The 18,509-nt window shown below is 72.4% G+C and carries 15 protein-coding genes; 10 read left to right on the top strand and 5 right to left on the bottom strand.

What is annotated here, in order from left to right:
- Nucleotides 1–25: 25 nt before the first annotated feature.
- From AB0I88_RS26125 to AB0I88_RS26115, 3 genes are all read left to right on the top strand, one after another.
- Complete coding sequence (locus tag AB0I88_RS26125) at nucleotides 26–3,058, top strand: EAL domain-containing protein (protein WP_361029736.1); 3,033 nt, start codon at nucleotides 26–28, stop codon at nucleotides 3,056–3,058.
- Between the two features lie 81 nt (nucleotides 3,059–3,139).
- Nucleotides 3,140–3,808: a GNAT family N-acetyltransferase gene (locus AB0I88_RS26120; protein WP_361029733.1), complete on the top strand. Its 669-nt coding sequence runs from the start codon at nucleotides 3,140–3,142 to the stop codon at nucleotides 3,806–3,808.
- A 160-nt stretch (nucleotides 3,809–3,968) separates the two neighbouring features.
- Nucleotides 3,969–5,510 carry a GGDEF domain-containing protein gene (locus AB0I88_RS26115; protein WP_361029731.1) on the top strand — a complete coding sequence of 514 codons (1,542 nt, stop codon included), beginning with the start codon at nucleotides 3,969–3,971 and terminating at the stop codon, nucleotides 5,508–5,510.
- A 41-nt stretch (nucleotides 5,511–5,551) separates the two neighbouring features.
- Here the strand turns inward: AB0I88_RS26115 and AB0I88_RS26110 are convergent, their stop codons facing one another.
- Both AB0I88_RS26110 and AB0I88_RS26105 read right to left on the bottom strand, forming a co-directional pair.
- Nucleotides 5,552–7,873, bottom strand: a complete 2,322-nt coding sequence (locus AB0I88_RS26110; RefSeq protein ID WP_361029728.1) for an ABC transporter permease — start codon at nucleotides 7,871–7,873, stop codon at nucleotides 5,552–5,554.
- A 55-nt stretch (nucleotides 7,874–7,928) separates the two neighbouring features.
- Nucleotides 7,929–8,618 carry an ABC transporter ATP-binding protein gene (locus AB0I88_RS26105; protein ID WP_361029725.1) on the bottom strand — a complete coding sequence of 230 codons (690 nt, stop codon included), beginning with the start codon at nucleotides 8,616–8,618 and terminating at the stop codon, nucleotides 7,929–7,931.
- A gap of 148 nt (nucleotides 8,619–8,766) precedes the next feature.
- Here AB0I88_RS26105 and AB0I88_RS26100 point away from each other — a divergent pair, with 148 nt between their 5' ends.
- From AB0I88_RS26100 to AB0I88_RS26080, 5 genes are all read left to right on the top strand, one after another.
- A complete protein-coding gene (locus tag AB0I88_RS26100; protein WP_361029812.1) occupies nucleotides 8,767–9,561 on the top strand; it encodes a histidine kinase in 795 nt (264 codons plus the stop codon).
- A gap of 2 nt (nucleotides 9,562–9,563) precedes the next feature.
- Nucleotides 9,564–10,220 (top strand): response regulator transcription factor, encoded by a 657-nt coding sequence (locus tag AB0I88_RS26095; RefSeq protein ID WP_361029809.1) that lies wholly within the window; start codon nucleotides 9,564–9,566, stop codon nucleotides 10,218–10,220.
- Nucleotides 10,221–10,240: 20 nt separating this feature from the next.
- Nucleotides 10,241–11,383, top strand: coding sequence for an acyl-CoA dehydrogenase family protein (locus AB0I88_RS26090; RefSeq protein ID WP_361029722.1), 1,143 nt, complete (start codon nucleotides 10,241–10,243; stop codon nucleotides 11,381–11,383).
- Nucleotides 11,384–11,439: 56 nt separating this feature from the next.
- Nucleotides 11,440–11,895, top strand: a complete 456-nt coding sequence (locus AB0I88_RS26085) for an Lrp/AsnC family transcriptional regulator (protein ID WP_361029719.1) — start codon at nucleotides 11,440–11,442, stop codon at nucleotides 11,893–11,895.
- Between the two features lie 373 nt (nucleotides 11,896–12,268).
- Complete coding sequence (locus tag AB0I88_RS26080) at nucleotides 12,269–12,937, top strand: HAD-IA family hydrolase (RefSeq protein ID WP_361029716.1); 669 nt, start codon at nucleotides 12,269–12,271, stop codon at nucleotides 12,935–12,937.
- Here AB0I88_RS26080 and AB0I88_RS26075 read toward each other — a convergent pair.
- The gene (locus tag AB0I88_RS26075; RefSeq protein WP_361029713.1) at nucleotides 12,897–14,102 is read right to left on the bottom strand and encodes a pyridoxal phosphate-dependent aminotransferase; all 1,206 of its coding nucleotides are present in this window, start codon (nucleotides 14,100–14,102) and stop codon (nucleotides 12,897–12,899) included. The genes AB0I88_RS26080 and AB0I88_RS26075 overlap by 41 nt on opposite strands.
- 120 nt (nucleotides 14,103–14,222) lie before the next feature.
- On the opposite strand from AB0I88_RS26075, the gene AB0I88_RS26070 reads away from it, so the two are divergent.
- A complete protein-coding gene (locus AB0I88_RS26070) occupies nucleotides 14,223–14,573 on the top strand; it encodes a group 1 truncated hemoglobin (RefSeq protein WP_361029710.1) in 351 nt (116 codons plus the stop codon).
- A gap of 77 nt (nucleotides 14,574–14,650) precedes the next feature.
- Here the strand turns inward: AB0I88_RS26070 and AB0I88_RS26065 are convergent, their stop codons facing one another.
- On the bottom strand, nucleotides 14,651–15,427 hold the full coding sequence (locus AB0I88_RS26065) for a TetR family transcriptional regulator C-terminal domain-containing protein (RefSeq protein WP_361029707.1): 777 nt from the start codon (nucleotides 15,425–15,427) through the stop codon (nucleotides 14,651–14,653).
- A gap of 13 nt (nucleotides 15,428–15,440) precedes the next feature.
- Nucleotides 15,441–17,813, bottom strand: coding sequence for a PEP/pyruvate-binding domain-containing protein (locus tag AB0I88_RS26060; RefSeq protein ID WP_361029704.1), 2,373 nt, complete (start codon nucleotides 17,811–17,813; stop codon nucleotides 15,441–15,443).
- Nucleotides 17,814–17,905: 92 nt separating this feature from the next.
- Between AB0I88_RS26060 and AB0I88_RS26055 the strand changes: the two genes are divergently transcribed.
- Nucleotides 17,906–18,475, top strand: coding sequence for a maleylpyruvate isomerase N-terminal domain-containing protein (locus tag AB0I88_RS26055; protein ID WP_361029701.1), 570 nt, complete (start codon nucleotides 17,906–17,908; stop codon nucleotides 18,473–18,475).
- Nucleotides 18,476–18,509: the final 34 nt, after the last annotated feature.

Below are 18,509 nucleotides of genomic sequence, written 5' to 3'. Positions count from 1 at the left end.
CGCCGCCTCACGATCGGAGTACGCCTTGTCGACGCGAGCCGTACGCGCGTGCTTCGGCGTCTGGATCCTGGCTCTCGCCGGTGTCTATTACGCCTTCCCCGACAGCCACCTCTACACCTGGGCCGCGCTCGGCTACTCCAGTGCCGCGATGGTGCTGCTGGGCGTCTGGTTGCACCGTCCGGCGCGGCGGCTGCCGTGGTATCTGATCAGTGCCGCGCTGGTCTTCTTCAACACCGGCGACAACTGGTACAACCTGCTGCTGGCGCTCGGCCACGAACCCGGCTTCCCGGGGCTCGCGGACGTCTTCTACCTGCTGGTGTACCCGCTGCTCACGGCCGCTTTCCTGATTTTCGTACGGGACCGCAACGGCGGTGACGCCAACCGGGCGGCGCTGCTGGACGCGCTGGTGCCGACGGTCGGCCTGGGCCTGCTGACCTGGGTGTACTGGATCGCCCCGTTCACCCGGGCCGAGGACATGTCGGTGCTGGAGAAGCTGGTCTCGATCGGCTACCCGCTCGGCGACGTGCTGGTGCTGGCGGTGATCCTGCGGATGCTGACCGGTGAGAACCGCCGGCCGGGCGCGGTCGCCACCCTCGGCGTCGCCATGGTCGGCTTGCTGGTGTCCGATGTCTTCTACGGCCAGTCGCAGCTGAACAGCGCGTGGGCGCTGGGCGGCCCGGTCGATCTGGGCTGGATCGTCTTCTACTCGGCGATGGGGTTCGCCGCGCTGTCGCCGTCCATGCGGTCGTTGTCCGAGCGGAGCGAGCGGTTCGCCGCGGGCATGGGCCGGCACCGGCTGTTCTGGCTGAGCGCGGCCGCGCTGATCGCGCCGGCCGTCCTGGCCGTGGAGTACGCGCAGGGCCGGGACGCGGAGATCGCCCGTTCCGGCGTGGTCGACGCGCCGGTGATCGCGGGCGCCGCGGCCGTGATGTTCCTGCTGGTGCTGGGCCGGGTCGGGGACCTGGCGCGGGCCCAGCGGGCGGCGGTCAGCCGGGAGCGGGCGCTGCGGGAGGCGGGGGATCTGCTGAACGCGGCCGCCACCGAGGAGGACGTGGTCGTCGCGATCCGTGAGGCGGTGGCCCGGCTGATGCCCGCCGGCCAGGCCTACCACCTGCAGTTGCCGAAGCCGGCGCCGGGAACGACGACGGTCGCGGTGTACCTGATGGCGGCGGCCGACCTGCCGGAGGGGGTGAGCTCGGGCGGTTTCCCGCACGCGCTGTACGCCACCCAGCAGCTGCCCGGCGAGCGGATCGGGATCATGGCGATCGGGGCCCGGGACATCGACCTGCAGGTGGTGCGGCCGGCGTTCGAGACGCTGGGCGCGCAGATCGCCGTGGTGCTGGAGCGGATCGCGCTGACCGCCGAGGTGAGCCGCCGGGAGAACGAGGCCTGGTTCCGGACGCTGATCCAGAGCGCGTCCGACGTCATCCTGATCCTCGGCGGCGACGGGGTGATCCGCTACGCCACCCCGTCCGCGGCGAACCTGTTCGGCACCGACCCGACCGGTCTCGTGCTGGCCGACCTGATCGCCATCCAGGACGTCCTGGACCGGCTCCGGTCCGCGGGAGGCGACCTGGACGACGTCGAGCTGACCGCGCTGGGTGTCGGCGGCCGTACCGTCGAGCTCGAGTGCGACCTGCGGGACCTGCTGGACGACCCGACCGTGTGTGGAGTCGTGGTGACGCTGCGGGACGTGACCGCGCGCCGCGGCCTGGAGAGCGACCTCACCCACCAGGCGTTCCACGACGCGCTGACCGGGCTGGCCAACCGGGTGCTGTTCAAGGACCGGCTGGAGCAGGCGTTCTGCGTGGCCGAGCGGGACGGCGCCACCCTCGGCGTGCTCCTCGTCGACCTGGACGACTTCAAGGAGGTCAACGACACGCTCGGGCACGCGGTCGGCGACCAGCTGCTGCTCGCCGTGGCGCGGCGGATCTCGTCGATCATCGGGACCGGCAGCACGGCGGCCCGGATGGGTGGCGACGAGTTCGCGATCCTGGTCGAGCAGAGCGACACCGTCGGCGCCGCGGAGAGCGTGGCGGCCCGGCTGGTGGAGGCGCTGGAGGCGCCGATCGAGGTGTTCGACGCCGCCGGCGGCACGCACATGGTCAGCGGCGCCTCCAGCCTGGGCGTGGCCACCAACCGGGACGCCGAGTCGGCCACCGAGCTGCTGCGGCACGCCGACCTGGCGCTCTACCTGGCCAAGGGCAACGGCAAGGGCGGCTGGCAGCGGTATCAGAGCGACCTGCACACCGCGATGGTGGAACGCTTGGAGATGCGTACGGCCCTGCACGAGGCGATCGAGGAGGAGCAGTTCGTGCTCCAGTACCAGCCGATCGTGGAGCTGGGCGACCAGCGGATCACCGGTGTCGAGGCGCTGGTCCGGTGGCAGCATCCCACCCGGGGTCTGCTCAGCCCGTTCTTCTTCGTGGAGGCGGCCGAGGAGAGCGGTGCGATCGTCGGGATCGGCTCGTGGGTGATGCGCGAGGCGCTGCGGCAGTTCGCCCAGTGGCGGGCGGAGAACCCACAGACCACGCTACGGTACGTCAGCGTCAACGTGTCGGCGCGGCAGTTCCGGACCGCGGACTTCGCCGACCAGGTGCGCCGGGCGCTGGCCGACACCGGGGCGCGGCCGGAGTGGCTGCTGCTGGAGATCACCGAGAGTCTGGTGCTCCGGGACGCCGACAAGGTGCTCGCGGACCTCAAGGGGTTGCGCGCCATGGGCGTACGCATCGCGATCGACGACTTCGGTACCGGCTACTCGTCGCTCAGCTACCTTCGGCAGATGCCGGTGGACGTCCTCAAGCTGGACAAATCGTTCATCGACGACATTGTCACGAGCCGGCAGCAGCACGCGCTGGTCGACGCGATCGTCACCCTGTCGCACAACCTCGATCTCGCGGTCGTCGCGGAGGGCATCGAGGAGGCCGCTCAGCGGGCCGCCCTGGACGCCATGGGCTGCCAGTACGGCCAGGGCTACCACTTCGCCAGGCCGCTGTGGCCGGCCGACATCCCGGAACTCGCCACGATGCCGCCGGTGCGCCAGGAGGCAACCGTATGACGGAACCCGACAGATAAGCGTGCGGGTGGTTAGACGGATATCTACTGGCGCGACCCGCCGGGAAGGGGCAGGGTCGGGGGTGTGCTGAACAACCCCGTGTGGGCCGCCCTCACCGGGCCGCAGGCGTGTTTCGCCGAGGCCGCGGGCAACGCCGCCCGATTCCTGCCCGAGATCGCCCCGTTCGCCGCGCTGAGCGACCCAGCCGACCCGGCCGCCTGGCGCGATCTGGCGACGATCACCGACTACGCCCTTCTGACCGGACCGTCGATCACCCCGCGCGCGGGGTGGGAGCAGGACCGGGTGACCCCGGGCGTGCAGATGATCGGCCAGAGCATGTCCGGCGTCGAGGATCCGGAGGCTGTCGTCCTCACCGAGAAGGACGTGCCCGAGATGCTCGACCTGGTCGCTCGCGCCGAGCCCGGCCCGTTCCTCAAACGCACCGTCGACATGGGCCGCTACCTCGGCATCCGTGACTCCGGCGGCCGCCTCATCGCGATGGCGGGCGAGCGGTTCCGGCTGCCGGGATGGACCGAGGTGAGCGCGGTCTGCACGGATCCGGAGTTCCGTGGCAAGGGCCTCGGCGCCCGGCTCACGCTCGCGGTGGCGGCCGGCATCCTGGCCCGCGGCGAGCTGCCGTTCCTGCACGCGGTGCACGACAACGAGAACGCGATCCGCCTCTACGGCCGTCTCGGCTTCACGCACAGCGCCGACGTGGTGTTCGCCTCGTTCAGGTACACCGGACCCAGCTGAGCCCGGCGAAGGCCGGCCGTGGCCGGCCTTCCACCACCGTCCTCCACGAAGACCGGCGCCGTCGCGCTGCCCGTGTGGATCCTCCCGGCCCGGCTTCTCAAGTCGGTCCGTGCGGGACCGATCAACACCGCGTCCAGTAACGGGTGGAGGAGGCGGCGTGATGCGAACTCGGAGCCGACATGTGCCGCCGTCGCGGCACCGGCGCCCGGCCCGTGGCCTGCCCCCGGTCTACGCCGGCCTGGGCCTGCTCTACGCCGTGATCCTGGTGCTGTCCGGTTTCAACCTGGTCGACGACTTCGCGTGGTACGGGCAGGCCGCCCAGGGCGCCCGGTTCGCGTTCGGGGTGTTCGGTGTAGTCGCCGCGGTGCGCGCGGCCCGGATGCCGGCCCTGCCGCCGCGGCTGCGGCAGGCGTGGGGCGCGGTCGCCGCCTGCTTCGCCACGCTGGTGGTCACCGTGCCGCTGCTGGTCCTCTTCGACGAGGGCGTCTCGTCCAGTTGGGACGACGCGACGCACGTGGTGTTCGTGGTGGCGCTGCTCATCGCGTTGCAGCGGTTCCCGCTCGCCCCGACCGGTGGCCGTGAGCGGCTGAAGACCGCGATCGACGCCGCGACCGTGATGGTCGGCGGTTCGGTGGTGTTCTGGTTCACCGCGATCGGCCCGATGGTCGACCGGCGCCACGGGTTCTCCCCGGAGATCCTGGTCAGCGCCGCCGTCTACCCGATCGGCGACCTGCTGTTGCTGTTCAGCGTGGCCCGGGCCCTGCTGCGCGGCGCCGACGAGACCGCGCAGCGACCGTTGCGCCTGCTCACCGCCGGCACGCTGGTGCTGCTGGTCGGCGACGCGACGCACGCCTACCTGAGCGGCCACGACGGCACCGAGATGCCCGCTTCCTGGCAGTTCGTAGCCTGGATCACCGCGGACGCCCTGCTCGCGGCGGCCGCCGTGTCGCAGCGCCGGGCCGGGTTCGCCGCCGCCACCGAGCCGCGCCGCGTCCTCGGCGTGGGCCGCTACCTGCCGTTCTTCGCGGTCGCCGTGGCCCAGCTGCTGATGCTGGCCCAGGCCGGCAACGACCGCGCCTTCTTCCCGTGGGGCGGCCTCGCCCTCGGCGGCGCGGCGCTCAGCGTGCTCGTGCTGTACCGGCAGACGCTGGTCCAGCGGGAGAGCGACGAGCGGGCCCTCACCGACGGTCTCACCGGGCTGGCCAACCGGACCATGTTCCGGCAGACGTCGTACCGGGCCCTGGCCCGTGGGCGGCGGATGAGCATCCTGGTCATCGACATGAACGGGTTCAAGGAGATCAACGACACGCTCGGGCACAAGTCCGGCGACCGGGTGCTGGTCGAATTCGCCGAGGTGCTGCGCCGATGCGTGGCACCGCCGAACCTGCCGGTCCGGCTCGGCGGCGACGAGTTCGCGGTGGTGCTGCCGGACGTCGCCCGCCCCGAGGACGCGTACGAGGTGGCCGGGCGGATCGCCGCCGCCCTCGGCCCGATCGTCGTCGACGGCCGCCTGATCACCCTGGCGGCCAGCATCGGTGTGGCGGTCACCGAGCCCGGCCGGCTCACCCACGACGAGATCGTGCACCGCGCCGACCTGGCGATGTACCGGGCCAAGTCCCTCGGCCCGGACACCCGCTGGGCCATCTGGCAGGAATCGCTCGAACCGGCCACCCCGGCCGCCCCCGTGCCGGTCGCCGCTTGAGAAGGCCGGTCCCCGCCTGAAAGGTCGGCGGGGACCACCTGTCACTCGTTGTGCAGGACCCGGGCGATCGGCAGCCGGGCCGCCGAACGGGCCGGCAGCAGCGCGCCCAGCACCGCGATGAGCACCCCGCTGAGCACCAGAAGGGTGAGCGTCGCCGGATCCCAGACCCGCATCACCGACCCGGGCAGGGTCACCTTGGCCGCCTCCGCGGCCATGGGCACCACCAGCCGGTGAGTGATCATGCCGACGGGGATGCCGACCAGGCCGCCGATCACACCGATCGCCACCATCGAGCTGACCAGCATCGTCATCACCTGCCGCGGGGTCATCCCGATCGACTTGAGCATCCCCAGGTCGCGGCGCTGCTCGCGGACGTTCAGCGCGACCGTGTTGAGCACGCCGACGGCCGCCACCGCGGCCAGCAGCAGCGCCAGCACCGTGGAGAAACCGGTGACGATCACGGTCAGCTCGTCGCCGCCGGTGTTGTTCCAGGGTGCCAGCCCGGGATCGGCCTGCCGCACGGACGCCACGAACCCGGCCGGGTCGACGCCGTCGGTGAGCTCCACCATGTAGTAGTAGTCGGACGGGGCGGCCCCCGGCAGCTCCCGCCACTGCGCGAAGACCCCTCCGCCCGGACCGGGCAGGCCCATCACGGTGGATCCGACGATGGTGACGGTCATCCGTTCGGCGCCGAGCTCGAGGCGCATGGTGTCGCCGACTTCCAGGCCACGCCAGTTCAGCAGCTCAGCGGTCGCCACCACCTCGTCCGGCCCGGCCGTCCAGCGGCCCTCGAGGAGCTGGTCCTCGTACCCGAGCGTGGCCACCTCCTCGCGGGCGAAGCTGACCGGGACCGGTTCGCTGTCGCCGAGCAGCGAGTACTGCCGGGTGACCGCGACCGCCACCGTTTCCGCGCCGGGCAGGCCGCGCAGCAGCGTCTCCACCTCCGCGGGGGTGCGCTCGGTCACCGCGTCGGGCACGGCCGGATCGGGGGAGAGGATGCGGACCCCGACCTGCCCGCCGGTCTCCGCTTCGAGCGCGGCGACCCGCAGGATCGAGTCGGAGAGACCGGTCGCGAACGTCACCGTGACCACGCCGAGCAGCAGCGAAGCCATGGTCAGGGCGGTCCGGGCAGGGCGGGCGAACGGCAGGCCCAGGCCCAGGCTGACCGAGCGCGGCAGACGGGTGCCGCCGAGGGTCCGCTGGACGCGCAGCCCGCGGCCCCGGCGCGGCATGCTGCCGGCGCTGATCGCGGCGGCCGCGGAGAGCCGGTGGGCGCGCCGGGCGGGCAGGAACGCGGCCAGCAACACCACGGCGGGTACGCCGAGCAGCCCGGCCGACCACACCCAGGGCCGCACCCCGGCGTCCTCCCCGAAGCCCATGCCGCGGAACGTGTCCACCAGCAGCGGGTTCGCGCCCACCACGCCGAGCACGGTGCCGAGCATCGCGCCCACCGTCGCCGGCACCGTCACCATGGTCAGATAGACCGCGACCACCTGGCGCGGCGTGAACCCGATCGACTTGAGCACGCCGATGTGCCGGAACCCGGAGACCACCGCCCCACTGACCACGTTGACCACGATGATCACCGCGACCAGCAGGCCCAGTACGCCGAAGGTGCCGAGGAACGGCAGGTAGACCCCGGCGGTCTCGGCCGCCTCCTCCTTGATCACGAGGTAGGGCTGCGTCGCGAGCAGCGCGTCTCCGGGAAGCCCCGCGGTCACCCCGGCCATCCGCTGATCGATCGCCGCCCGGGTCGGCACGTCGCCGTCGAACCGGTACAGCATCTGCAAGCCGGACGGTTCCAGCGCTCGCGCCTGCTCCGGCGTCACCCATCCGTCGGCCGAGCCGCTCACCGTGAACGCCCAGCCGACCACCGTCAGCGTGACGTCGCCCGAGGAGATCGAGGTGGTCTGGCCGAGCGGGCCCAACCCGAAACCGTCCTCGTCGGGCGGATGATTCAGCACGATCTCGCCGGGAGCGGTCGCCCATCGTCCCCGCCACACGTCGAGACGGTCCACCGGGCCGCCCGGATCGGTACGCCCGACCACCGTCAGCGGCCCGGACAGCGGCCCGGCGCCGTCCTTCGCCTCGAAGGTCACCTGCGGGAACGGCCCGGCCGCCGCGGCCACCCCGGCCGGCGCGGTGAGCTGCTCCGCGGTCACCGCGGCCGGGTCGTAGGAGGCGACCGCGTGCGCGCCGCGCTGCTCGGCGAAGGCCCGGTCGAACGGCGCCGACGTGGCGTCCAGCAACGCCAGCGACACCACCACGGTCGCCGTGCAGAGGAGGGCGACCAGCCCGATCACGAACGTCTGCAACCGGCGCCGCCGGACCGCGGCCCTGGCGGCCGCCCAGACGGCGGTCACTTCGGGCTCCCGTGACGCGTACGGCTGAGGCTGATGAGGAACTCCCCGCGGCCGTTCACACCCGGTCCAGTGCGGACTCGCGGGCGATCCGGCCGTCGGCCAGTTCGACCAGCCGGCCGGCGCAGCGGTGCGCGAGCCGTTCGTCGTGGGTGACGATCAGCAGCGTCTGGCCGATCTGGTTCAGGTCGATCAGCAAGTCCATCACCTGCTCGCCGGCCTTGCTGTCCAGGGCGCCGGTGGGCTCGTCGGCGAGCAGCAGCGCCGGCCGGTTCATCAGCGCGCGGGCCACCGCGACCCGCTGCCGCTCGCCGCCGGACAGCGCCGCCGGGTAGACGTCACGCCGGCCGGCGATGCCCAACTCGTCGAACAGTTCCAGAGCCCGGCGCCGGGCGGTGGCCGCCGAGGTGCCGGTCAGCTGGGCGGCCAGGGCCACGTTGTCCAGCGCGGACAGATCGTCGAGCAGGTTGAAGAACTGGAAGATCATGCCGAGGTGGTGCCGGCGGAACAGCGCCAGCCTCGTCTCGTTCATCAGGTCCAGCCGTTCGCCGTGCACGGTCACCTCGCCGGACGAGGGCCGGTCCAGCCCGGCGATCATGTTGAGCAGCGTGGACTTGCCGCAGCCGGAGGGGCCCATCACGGCCACCGCCTCGCCTCGGCGGATCTCCAGCGAGACGCCGTCCAGGGCGGCCGTCTCGCCGTACTCCTTGCGCACCCCATCGAGGCGCACCACCGTCTCTGTCGTCATGCCGCAGACGCTACGGACGGCCGGCACCGGCGTCGTCGGCTCCCGGATGCAACCGTCCGGGGCCCGTCATCCCGGGGATGTAGGAGAGACCGTCCACGGGCTGATGTGCCGGATGCGCGGGCATGCCAGGGTGTTCTCCGTGGAGACGATGGCACTCGTGGTGGCCTGCCTGGTCGCGGCGGCGCTGGGGTTCGCGCTGCGCCGAGCCCGGTTGCGCTACGAACGGGCGCTCGGTGAGCAGGGCTGGCTGCTGGAGCGTGAGCGGGAGGCGGCGGCGCGGGCGGCGGTCGGTGACGAGCGGGCGCGGATCGCGCGGGAGCTGCACGACATCGTCAGCCACAACGTCAGCGTCATGATCGTGCAGGCGGGCGCGGCGCGGGAGGTGCTGGCGAGCATGCCGGAGGAGGCGGCGTCGGCGCTGGCCGCCGTCGAGCGAGCGGGCCGGGACACGATGACCGAGCTGCGTCACCTGCTGGGCCTGCTGGCGCCGGCGGCGGACGGATCCGGCGAGGCCGAGCCGGAGGATCTCGCGCCGCAGCCCAGCCTGGCCCGGCTCAGTCCGCTGGTCGACCGGATAGCGTTCGCCGGCCTGCCGGTCGACGTGCGCGTCGCCGGCGACCCGTGTCCACTGCCGACCGGCGTCGACGTCACCGCGTACCGGATCGTGCAGGAGGCGCTGACCAACGCGCTGAAGCACGGCACCGGCGGAAAGGCCGAGGTGACCATCCGGTACGCGCCGCACGCGCTGCGCGTCGAAGTCCTCACCACCGGCCCGAGCGTGCTGACCGGCGATCCGCCGTCGGTGCGTGGCGGCGACGGCACGGGCCGTGGCCTCGCCGGCCTCCGCGAACGGGTCGCCGTCTACGGCGGTGACCTGGACGCCCGGCGCCGCCTCGGTGGCGGTTACCGGGTCCGTGCCCGACTACCCTTGGACGCGCCGTGACCGTGACCAGCCCGCGTGTGCTCATCGTCGACGATCAGGAGCTGATCCGGACCGGGTTCCGGCTGATCCTCACCGCCCGCGGCATCGAGGTCGCCGGTGAGGCCGGTGACGGGGCAGCCGCCGTCGACGCCGAGCGCCGCCTCGAGCCGGACGTCGTCCTGATGGACATCCGGATGCCCGGGATGGACGGGATCGAGGCGACCCGTCGCATCCTCGCCCGTGGTCCGGGCTGCCGGATCCTCATGCTCACCACGTTCGACCTGGATCGTTACGTCTACGCCGCGCTGGCCGCCGGAGCCAGCGGCTTCCTGCTCAAGGACGTGACCGCCGACCATCTGGCCGCCGCCGTACGCCTGGTCGGCACCGGCGACGCCCTGCTCTCGCCGTCGATCACGCGGCGCCTGGTGGAGCGGTTCGCGGTGGGGGAACGGCCCCCGGTCCTGCACCGTGACCTGGCCAATCTGACCCCTCGTGAACGGGAGGTGCTCACCCTGATGGGCCGTGGGCTCTCCAACACCGAGCTGGCCGAGTCCCTCACCCTCAGCGAGGCGACGGTGAAGACCCATGTCGCGCGCATCTTCGCGAAGCTGGACCTGCGCGACCGTGCCCAGGCGGTCGTCCTGGCGTATGAGACAGGACTCGTCACCCCATCCGGTTGAACGCTCGTTAAGCTGAGTCCATGACCGTGGATCGACTGCTTCCCACCCCTGAAGCGCACGACCTGCTCGACCTGACCACCGAGCTCGCCACCCGTGAGCTGGCCGGCAAGGTCGACGACTTCGAAGCGCGCGGCGAGTTCCCCCGTGACGTGCTGCGCACCCTGGGCCGCTCCGGCCTGCTCGGCCTGCCCTATCCCGAGGCCGACGGCGGGGCCGGCCAGCCGTACGAGGTGTACCTGCAGGTCCTGGAGATCCTGGCCGGTGCCTGGCTGGGGATCGCCGAGGCGGTCAGCGTGCACACCCTGTCCTGCTTCCCGGTGGCCGCCTTCGGCACCCCGGAACAGCGCAAGATGCTGCCGGACATGCTCGGCGGGGAACTGCTCGGGGCGTACGCCCTCTCCGAACCGCAAGGCGGAAGCGACGCCGCGGCGCTGACCACCCGCGCGGTCGCCGACGGCGACGACTACGTCGTGACCGGCACGAAAGCCTGGATCACCCACGGTGGCCGAGCCGACTTCTACAACATCTTCTGCCGCACCGGCGGTCCCGGCCCCCGCGGCATCTCCTGCCTGCTGGCCGACGCCGGCACCCCCGGCCTGCTGCCGCAGGCGCCGGAGCGGCTGATGGGCCTGCGCTCGTCGGCGCCCGCCCAGATCGTGCTGGAAGCCGCCCGCGTCCCGCGCGACCGCCTCGTCGGCGCGGAGAACGAGGGCTTCGCCATCGCCATGAAGGCCCTCGACGCCGGCCGTCTCGGCATCGCCGCCTGCGCGGTCGGCCTCGCCCAGGCCGCCGTCGACTACGCGACCGGGTACGCCCGGGAGCGCGAACAGTTCGGGAAGCCGATCGCGTCGTTCCAGGGTGTCGGCTTCATGCTCGCCGACATGGCCACCCAGATCTCCGCGGCCCGCGCGCTGCTGCTGTCGGCGGCCCGGCTCAAGGACGCCGGCCGCCCGTTCTCGATCGAGGCGGCGAAGGCGAAACTGTTCGCCACCGACACGGCCATGCGGGTCACCACCGACGCCGTCCAGATCCTCGGCGGTTACGGCTACTCCGCCGACCATCCGGTCGAGCGCTGGTTCCGCGAGGCGAAGGTGCTGCAGATCGTCGAGGGCACCAACCAGATCCAGCGGATGGTGATCGCCCGATCGATGACCGGCCGCTGACCGAGGGCACGGCGGCGGCGCCGCGGGCCGATCACACCGTCCAGTAATGTGACGCCGTGGAAGAGATCGACCGGGCGATCGTGTCGGCACTGACCGCGGACGGCAGGTTGTCGTACACCGACCTGGCCGAGCGGGTGGGCCTCAGCGTCTCCGCCGTGCACCAGCGTGTCCGCCGGCTCGAGCAGCGCGGCGTCATCAGCGGGTACACCGCCCGTGTCTCCTACGAGGCCCTCGACCTGCCTCTCACGGCATTCGTCGCGATCCGCCCGTTCGACCCGTCGCAGCCCGACGACGCCCCGGAACGGCTCGCCCATCTGTCCGAGATCGACTCCTGCTATTCGGTCGCCGGCGAGGACTTCTACCTGCTCCTGGTGCGGGTGAAGAGCCCGGCCGACCTGGAGCGGCTGTTGCAGGACATCCGCACGGCGGCGAACGTCACCACCCGCACGACCGTGGTGCTCTCCACCCCCTACGAGAACCGCCCACCCCGCATCGCCGCCCCGGAGAACTGACCCCGGCGGTCGTTTCACCCACTTTCAACCCCTTTCCGGTACGCGGTGGACCGTTCCGCAAACCACCTCGTCCCGCCGGCCCGCGCGATCTGGGCGGGTGGTTCCGCCCGTGCCGCGCCCGCCGGGCTGAGACCCCTTCGGCCGGCCGCCAGAGAGGCCTCGGGACGCTCGAGAACGCGCTGACAGCCAGCCGCAGCAGCTGAGGGGAACAGTCCCGTTCAGAGTGAACGCGCCGGGCGGGCCGGGTGCCCGGGGTGAGCGCGCCGGCCGGCATCAGCCCGGCGGGCGCGTCACGGCCGGGCGTGGGCGGATGCTCGCGGGGCGGCCAGGGCTCGCCGCGTCGCCCGTACGAGAAATGGGAAGGAGAGCGGAAGTGGAACGACCGGATCTCCGGCATGGGGGTTGGGACGCCGTGTTGTTCGATGTCGACGGCACGCTCATCGACGCGGTGGCGAACCAGCGGCGGGTGTGGGAGACCTGGGCGCGGCGCAACGGGACGGACCCGGAGCGGATCTACCGGATCGCGCTGCGGACCAGGCCGTTGGAGACGTTCGCGGCGGTGCTGCCGGAGGCGGATCCGCTGCTGTGCCTCGCCGAGTTCCAGCGGCTCGAGGACGCGGACGCGGAGAGCGGCGATTATCGGGCCTTCGACGGAGCGGCCGAGCTGCTCGGCGCCCTGCCGGACGGGCGCTGGGCGCTCGTGACAAGCAATTACGAGCATCGGGTCCGGGTGCGGTTCCGGCGGACCGGGCTGCCGATGCCCCGGGTCGTGATCGACGCGGAGGGTGCCGAACGCGGGAAGCCGCATCCGACGCCCTACCTGCTCGCGGCGGCACGCCTCGGTGCCGAGCCCGCGGCGTGCCTGGTGATCGAGGACTCCGCGTCCGGGGTCGCGGCGGGGGTAGCCGCCGGCATGACCGTCTGGACCGTCAACGCGGCGGACGCGCCGGACGGCTCGCACCGGCACTTCCCGAGCCTGGCGGCCGCGGCCGCCGTGTTGCTCACTGCCGATAACTCGCCAGGAACGTGCCGAGCCGGCTGATCGCGTCGTCCAGGACGTCGACCGGCGCGAGGAAGACGATCCGCAGATGGTCCGGCGTGTCGATGTTGAAGCCGGTGCCGTGCGAGAGCAGCAGGTGCTGCTCCTCCAGCAGGTCGATGATCATCCGCTCGTCATCGTGGATCTTGTGGACGGCCGGATCCAGGCGGGCGAAGAAGTACAGCGCGCCCTGCGGCTTCACACACTCGACGCCGGGGATCGCGACCAGCCGCTCCCAGGCATGGTTGCGCTGCTCGTAGAGGCGCCCGCCGGGCTGGATCAGCGCGTTGATGCTCTGATAGCCGCCCAGCGCCGTCTGGATCGCGTGCTGTGCCGGGACGTTCGGGCACAACCGCATGTTGGCCAGCAGCTGCAGGCCCTCCACATAGTCGGTGTCGCGCCCGGTGAAGCCGCTGATCGCCAGCCAGCCGGAACGGAAACCGGCCGCCCGGTACGTCTTCGACAAACCGCCCATGCTGATCATCGGCACGTCCGGGGCCAGTGCGGCCGCCGTGTGGTGCAGCGCGCCGTCATAGACGATCCGGTCGTAGATCTCGTCGGTGAACACCAGCAGCTGGTGCCGCCGGGCCAGGTCGAGCATCCCCTCGAGGACCTCACGCGAGTACACCGCGCCGGTCGGATTGTTCGGGTTGATGATCACCAGGGCGCGGGTGTCCGGGGTGATCCGCGACGCCAGATGCTCCAGATCAGGCTGCCAACCCGCGTTCTCGTCGCAGCGGTAGTGCACCGCCCGGCCCCCGCACAGCGACACCGCGCCCGTCCACAGCGGGTAGTCCGGGCTCGGCACCAGCACCTCGTCACCGGTGTCCAGCAGCGCCTGCAACGCCATCACGATCAGCTCGGAGACGCCGTTGCCGAGCATCACGTCCTCCGGCTGAACCGACGTGACGCCCTGAGTCTGGTAATGCTGCGCCACCGCGACCCGGGCCGAGTAGATGCCGCGGGCGTCGCTGTACCCCTGTGCGGCGGCCAGATTGTGCACCATGTCCGCGACGATCGGATCCGGCGTGGCCAGGCCCCACGGCGCCGGATTGCCCAGGTTCAGCTTGAGGATCTGATGCCCGGCGTCCTCCAGCTCCTGGGCGCGGCGCAGCACCGGGCCGCGAATGTCGTACCGAACAGATTTGAGCCGCTGCGCCTGTTTCACGAGGTCACTCTCCCACCCGACGACGGCAGTGTCCGGGAAGCCTAACCACAATCGTCTGGTCTGTAGCGGGCCAATCGCCGCCGGGCGGCCATTTCATCGTCGGTGTTCCATCTTCTCGGTGTGGACCTATACACACGGACCGGTGGTGGACCGGCGGTCGCGACCGCCGTCGACGCGCTCTATCGGTTGATCCTCGGCGACGACCGGCTGTCCGGCTACTTCGCCGCGACGGACCTCCCGCGGCTGAAGGGGCACATGGTCGCGCTGCTCAGCCAGGTGCTCGGCGGCCCGCAGGACTACACGGGCCGCGACCTGCGCGGCGCCCACGTCGGCCTGGGCATCACCCCGGCCGACTACGACCTGGTCGGCGCCTACCTGCTGGGTGTGCTGGCCGGTCTGGGTGTGGACGACGAGGTGCTGGGCGCGGTCCGTGGGGTCCTCGGCTCCGTCGCCGACGACGTCGTGAGCTGAGAACCGCCCCACCCGGACCGCTCCGGACCCGCTGGTTCCGGCTTGCGCGCCCGTGGCCGGGGCCGGATCGCGTGTGCTCAGCCAGCCGTGGTCTCGGGTGTCTCCGGCGCCGGCGCGGTGAGCGCCGTCGTCGTGGGCTGGGCCGGCGCCGTCGTGGTGGGCTGTGGTGGTGTGGGTTGGGCTGGCGCCGTTGTCGTGGGTTGCGGTGGTGTGGGTTGGGCTGGCGCCGTTGTCGTGGGCTGTGGTGGCGTGGGCTGGGCCGGGGCGGGCGCCGTCGGCTGGGGTGACGCGCCGAACAGCCGGTCCAGGTGGGCGTCGAGCACCTTCCGTGCCTGCTCAGGCGTGTACTGTCCGCCCAGCAGGTAGACGCCCAGCCCTTCCATGAGCGCCAGCAGGCCGACCGCCGCGCTCTCCGGGTCGGGCCCCGGCAGCAGGCCGGCGATGAACGCGACCATCTGCTCGGTCTCTCCGCGCAGCGCCTCGGACGCGGGTGGTCGCACCGCCGTGTAGGCCAGGAACGCCAAGGCCACCCGCCCGTCGGCGCGGGTGACCTCGTCCATCGGCAGAAGCGTCCGGATGATCGTGCGAAGCAGGTCGCGTGGCGACGGCTCGGCGCCCAGATGGGTGACCGCGTCGGTGACCCGGATCTGGTTGCGCTCCCGGACGACGTCGAGCGCGAAGGTCATCATCTCGTCCTTGGTGCGGAAGTAGTGCTGCACCATCCCGGCGGACACCCCGGCCTCGGCCGCGACATGGCGCAGGCTGACCGCTTCGAGCCCCTGCTCCGCGGCGACCCGCATGAGCGCGTCAGCGATCTGGGTGCGGCGCTTCTGACGGTCGACCTTCTTGGGCATGGCGTCGATGCTGTCACAGCACGACGGTGACGGTCCCGGCCGCACCGTCCACGGTGAGCACCTGCCCGTCGGCGATCAGCCGGGTGGCGCCGGGAACGCTGATGACGGCGGGCAACCCGTACTCCCGGGCGACGGTGGGCCCGTGCGCCATGATCGCTCCGGTCTCGGTGACCAGCGCGGCGGCCGTGAGGAACAACGGCGTCCACCCCGGGTCGGTGGTGGCGGCCACCAGAATCTCCCCGGGCTCGATCCGGGCGAGCCCGGGGTCATGGACGATCCGGGCGCGGCCGGTCACCCGCCCCGCCGAGGCCCCGATCCCACGGAGCACGTCTGCGGGCGCTGCTGCGCCGTCCGGCCCGGGCGCGGCCGACGCCGCCTCCACATCCGTGCCGTCGGACAGCAGCACCGGTGGGACGTGCCGTCGCCGGCACTCGGCCTCATACCACGCTTTCCGGTCGGCCACGACCGAGCGCAGGTCGGTGATCGGGCGGGCCGCGCCGGCGCCGGACGGCAGCGTGGCGGCCGCTTCCGCGGGGGTCAGGAACATGATGTCGGCAGGGTCGGCGAGTCGGCCCGCCGCGACGAGGGCGGCACCCTCCTCCAGCCGGCGGCGGCGGTCGGCGGCCAGACTGTACAGCCCGGCGAACTTCCCGGACTCGCGCAGACCGGCCAGCCGGCGTGCCCGCCGCAGCAGGAACAGGGCCAGCGATCCGCGGACGGGGCGCCGGCGCCGGGCACGGCCGCCCAGCGCGGCGAGGGCCGTCTCGGCTCGCTCGGCGGCCCGGGCGAAGCGGCGATCGGGCGCCTGATCGAGGTCGTCGAGGCGCAGATAGTTGGCGATCGCGGCGAACACCGGTGCCGGGTCCTCGGACCAGCGCGGGACGCCCAGGTCGGCCTCGGCGGCGGCCCGATGACCGTAGTGGCTCAGGAACGCGCCCATCCCGACCTCGGGGAGCCCGCCGCTCAGATAGATCTCGGCGAGCTTGGCGGGCGGGGTCCCGAGCAGCAGATCACGGTGGTCGCGGGCGGCATCGGCCAGGTGCCACAACGCCAGGTCCATCTCGATGGTGACGTTGTGCGGCAGCCCGCCCAGCACGGTGTGGATCTCATCCTCGGTCGCGACGCCCTTGAGCAGGTGACCGGGCAGCGCCGACGCCAGCATGCCGGCCACGATCGGCCAGGTCAGATCATCGGCGGCTGAGCCGTGGCCCGCCTCTCCGCGACCTCCGCCGGGTGCCTGGCCCGCATCGGCCGCGGCGAGGCGGGCGACGGCCCGGTCCACACGGGCCCGTGCCGCGTCGGGCCGGGCGAGGGCGCCGACGATGCCGGTGAGCGCCCGCAACGCGGTGGACGGGGAACCGGGTGGACGGGTGGGTCCGCCCTCGGCCGGAGCGAACCGGGGATCGGCCAGCACCTGCTCCATGGCGGCCTGGGCGCGTGGGCCGAAATCCACCGCCATGAGCTTGATCAGGCGTTTGCGGGCCGACGGGTGGCGGGCGAGGCCGGTGAGGTCGCCGTAGAGCCGGCCGCCGATGTCCACGATCTCCGCGCGGACGCCGAGGGAGGCGAGCATCGCCGCGATCATGTCCTTGAGCGTCGCCATCCCCATCGGGGTGACCGGGCGCAGCATGCCCTGCACATGGCCGAACTCCACGTAGACCCGTGGCTCGTCGCTCTCGGGCGGCGCGGGGAAGAGCGTGATGATCGGCCGCGACTGGAGCACCCACAGCTCGCCGGCGCGATCGACCGCCCACTCGATGTCCTGTGGGGACCCGCGGTGCCGTTGCAGCCGCTCGCCGAGCGCCCACAACTCGGGCATCGCCTCGCCGTCGGCCAGGACCTCGCGCCGCACCGGGCCGCTGCCGTCGACGACCGCCGTGCCTGAACCGGTGGCGGACTCCACCATCATCTCGGTGCGGCGGCCGGTGAGTGGGTTCGCCGTGAACAGGACGCCGGCGGTCGCCGCTCCGACCATCCGTTGCACCACCACGGCCATGCGCACGGCTTCGTGGCTGATCGCCCGGGCCTCGCGATACGCCTTGGCCCGTGCACCGTGCAGCGACTCCCAGCACGTGGCGATCGCGGCGAGCACCGCCTCGGGACCGGTGACGCCGAGGACGGTGTCGTGCTGGCCTGCGAAGCTCGCGTCCGCCAGATCCTCCGCGGTCGCGCTGGACCGGACCGCCACCGGGCCCGCGCCGAGCGCCTCGTAGGCGGCGCGCATCTCGGCCTCGGGTATGACACCGGCGGCATGGGCCTCGGTGGTGACGCAGAAGCCGTCGGGCACCCGCTCGCCGAGCCGGATCAGCTCGCCGAGCCCGGCCGCCTTGCCGCCGACAAGGGCGGTGTCGGCGGCTGACACCTGGGAGAGCGAAACGACGAGCATGACGGGCCTCCATGGCAGTGCGACTGCATTGCAAAGGAGCCTACTCCCTTTCGCGATACACTCGCAACGCAAACGGATGGCAGTATGGCGACATGGATCACGGCGATGTCGACGGCGCGGTCGCGGAGATGACGCGGGTTCTACGGCCGGCGCAGGATCGGGACCGGGCGGTGCGGGCCGGGCCGCTGGAGTGGACCTGCCGGGAGACGGCGGCGCACGTGGCGCACGACCTGACGGCTTACGCGGGCCAGATCGCCGGCCGTGAGCCGAGCGCCTACCTGCCGTTCGATCTGGTCGTCCGGCCGGAGGCCACGGCCCGCGAGGTCCTGGACGTGGTGGTCGCCTGTGGCGCCCTGCTGAGCGCTGCCCTCCGTGTCGCGGGCCCGGAGACGCGTGGCTGGCATTGGGGCCCGACAGACACGACCGGGTTCGCCGCACTCGGTGTCGACGAGACCTTGGTGCACACCTGGGACATCGTTCAGGGGCTGGGTCTCGACTGGGCGCCGCCGCCGCGGATGTGCGCCCGGGTCCTCGCGCGTCTCTTCCCGGGCGCTCCCTCCGGCGATCCGGTTCAGGTCCTGCTCCGGTGCACGGGCCGTGCCGCTCTCCCGGACCGCCCACGCCGGCCACCCTCCTGGAAGCTGCGGGCCGCTCTGGGGTGAGCCGGATCAGCCGCCCGGCGTGCCGTGGCCGCCG

It is taken from the genome of Actinoplanes sp. NPDC049802, assembly GCF_040656595.1.
Classification (GTDB): Bacteria; Actinomycetota; Actinomycetes; order Mycobacteriales; family Micromonosporaceae; genus Actinoplanes.
This window is presented reverse-complemented; position numbering and strand designations above follow the sequence as displayed.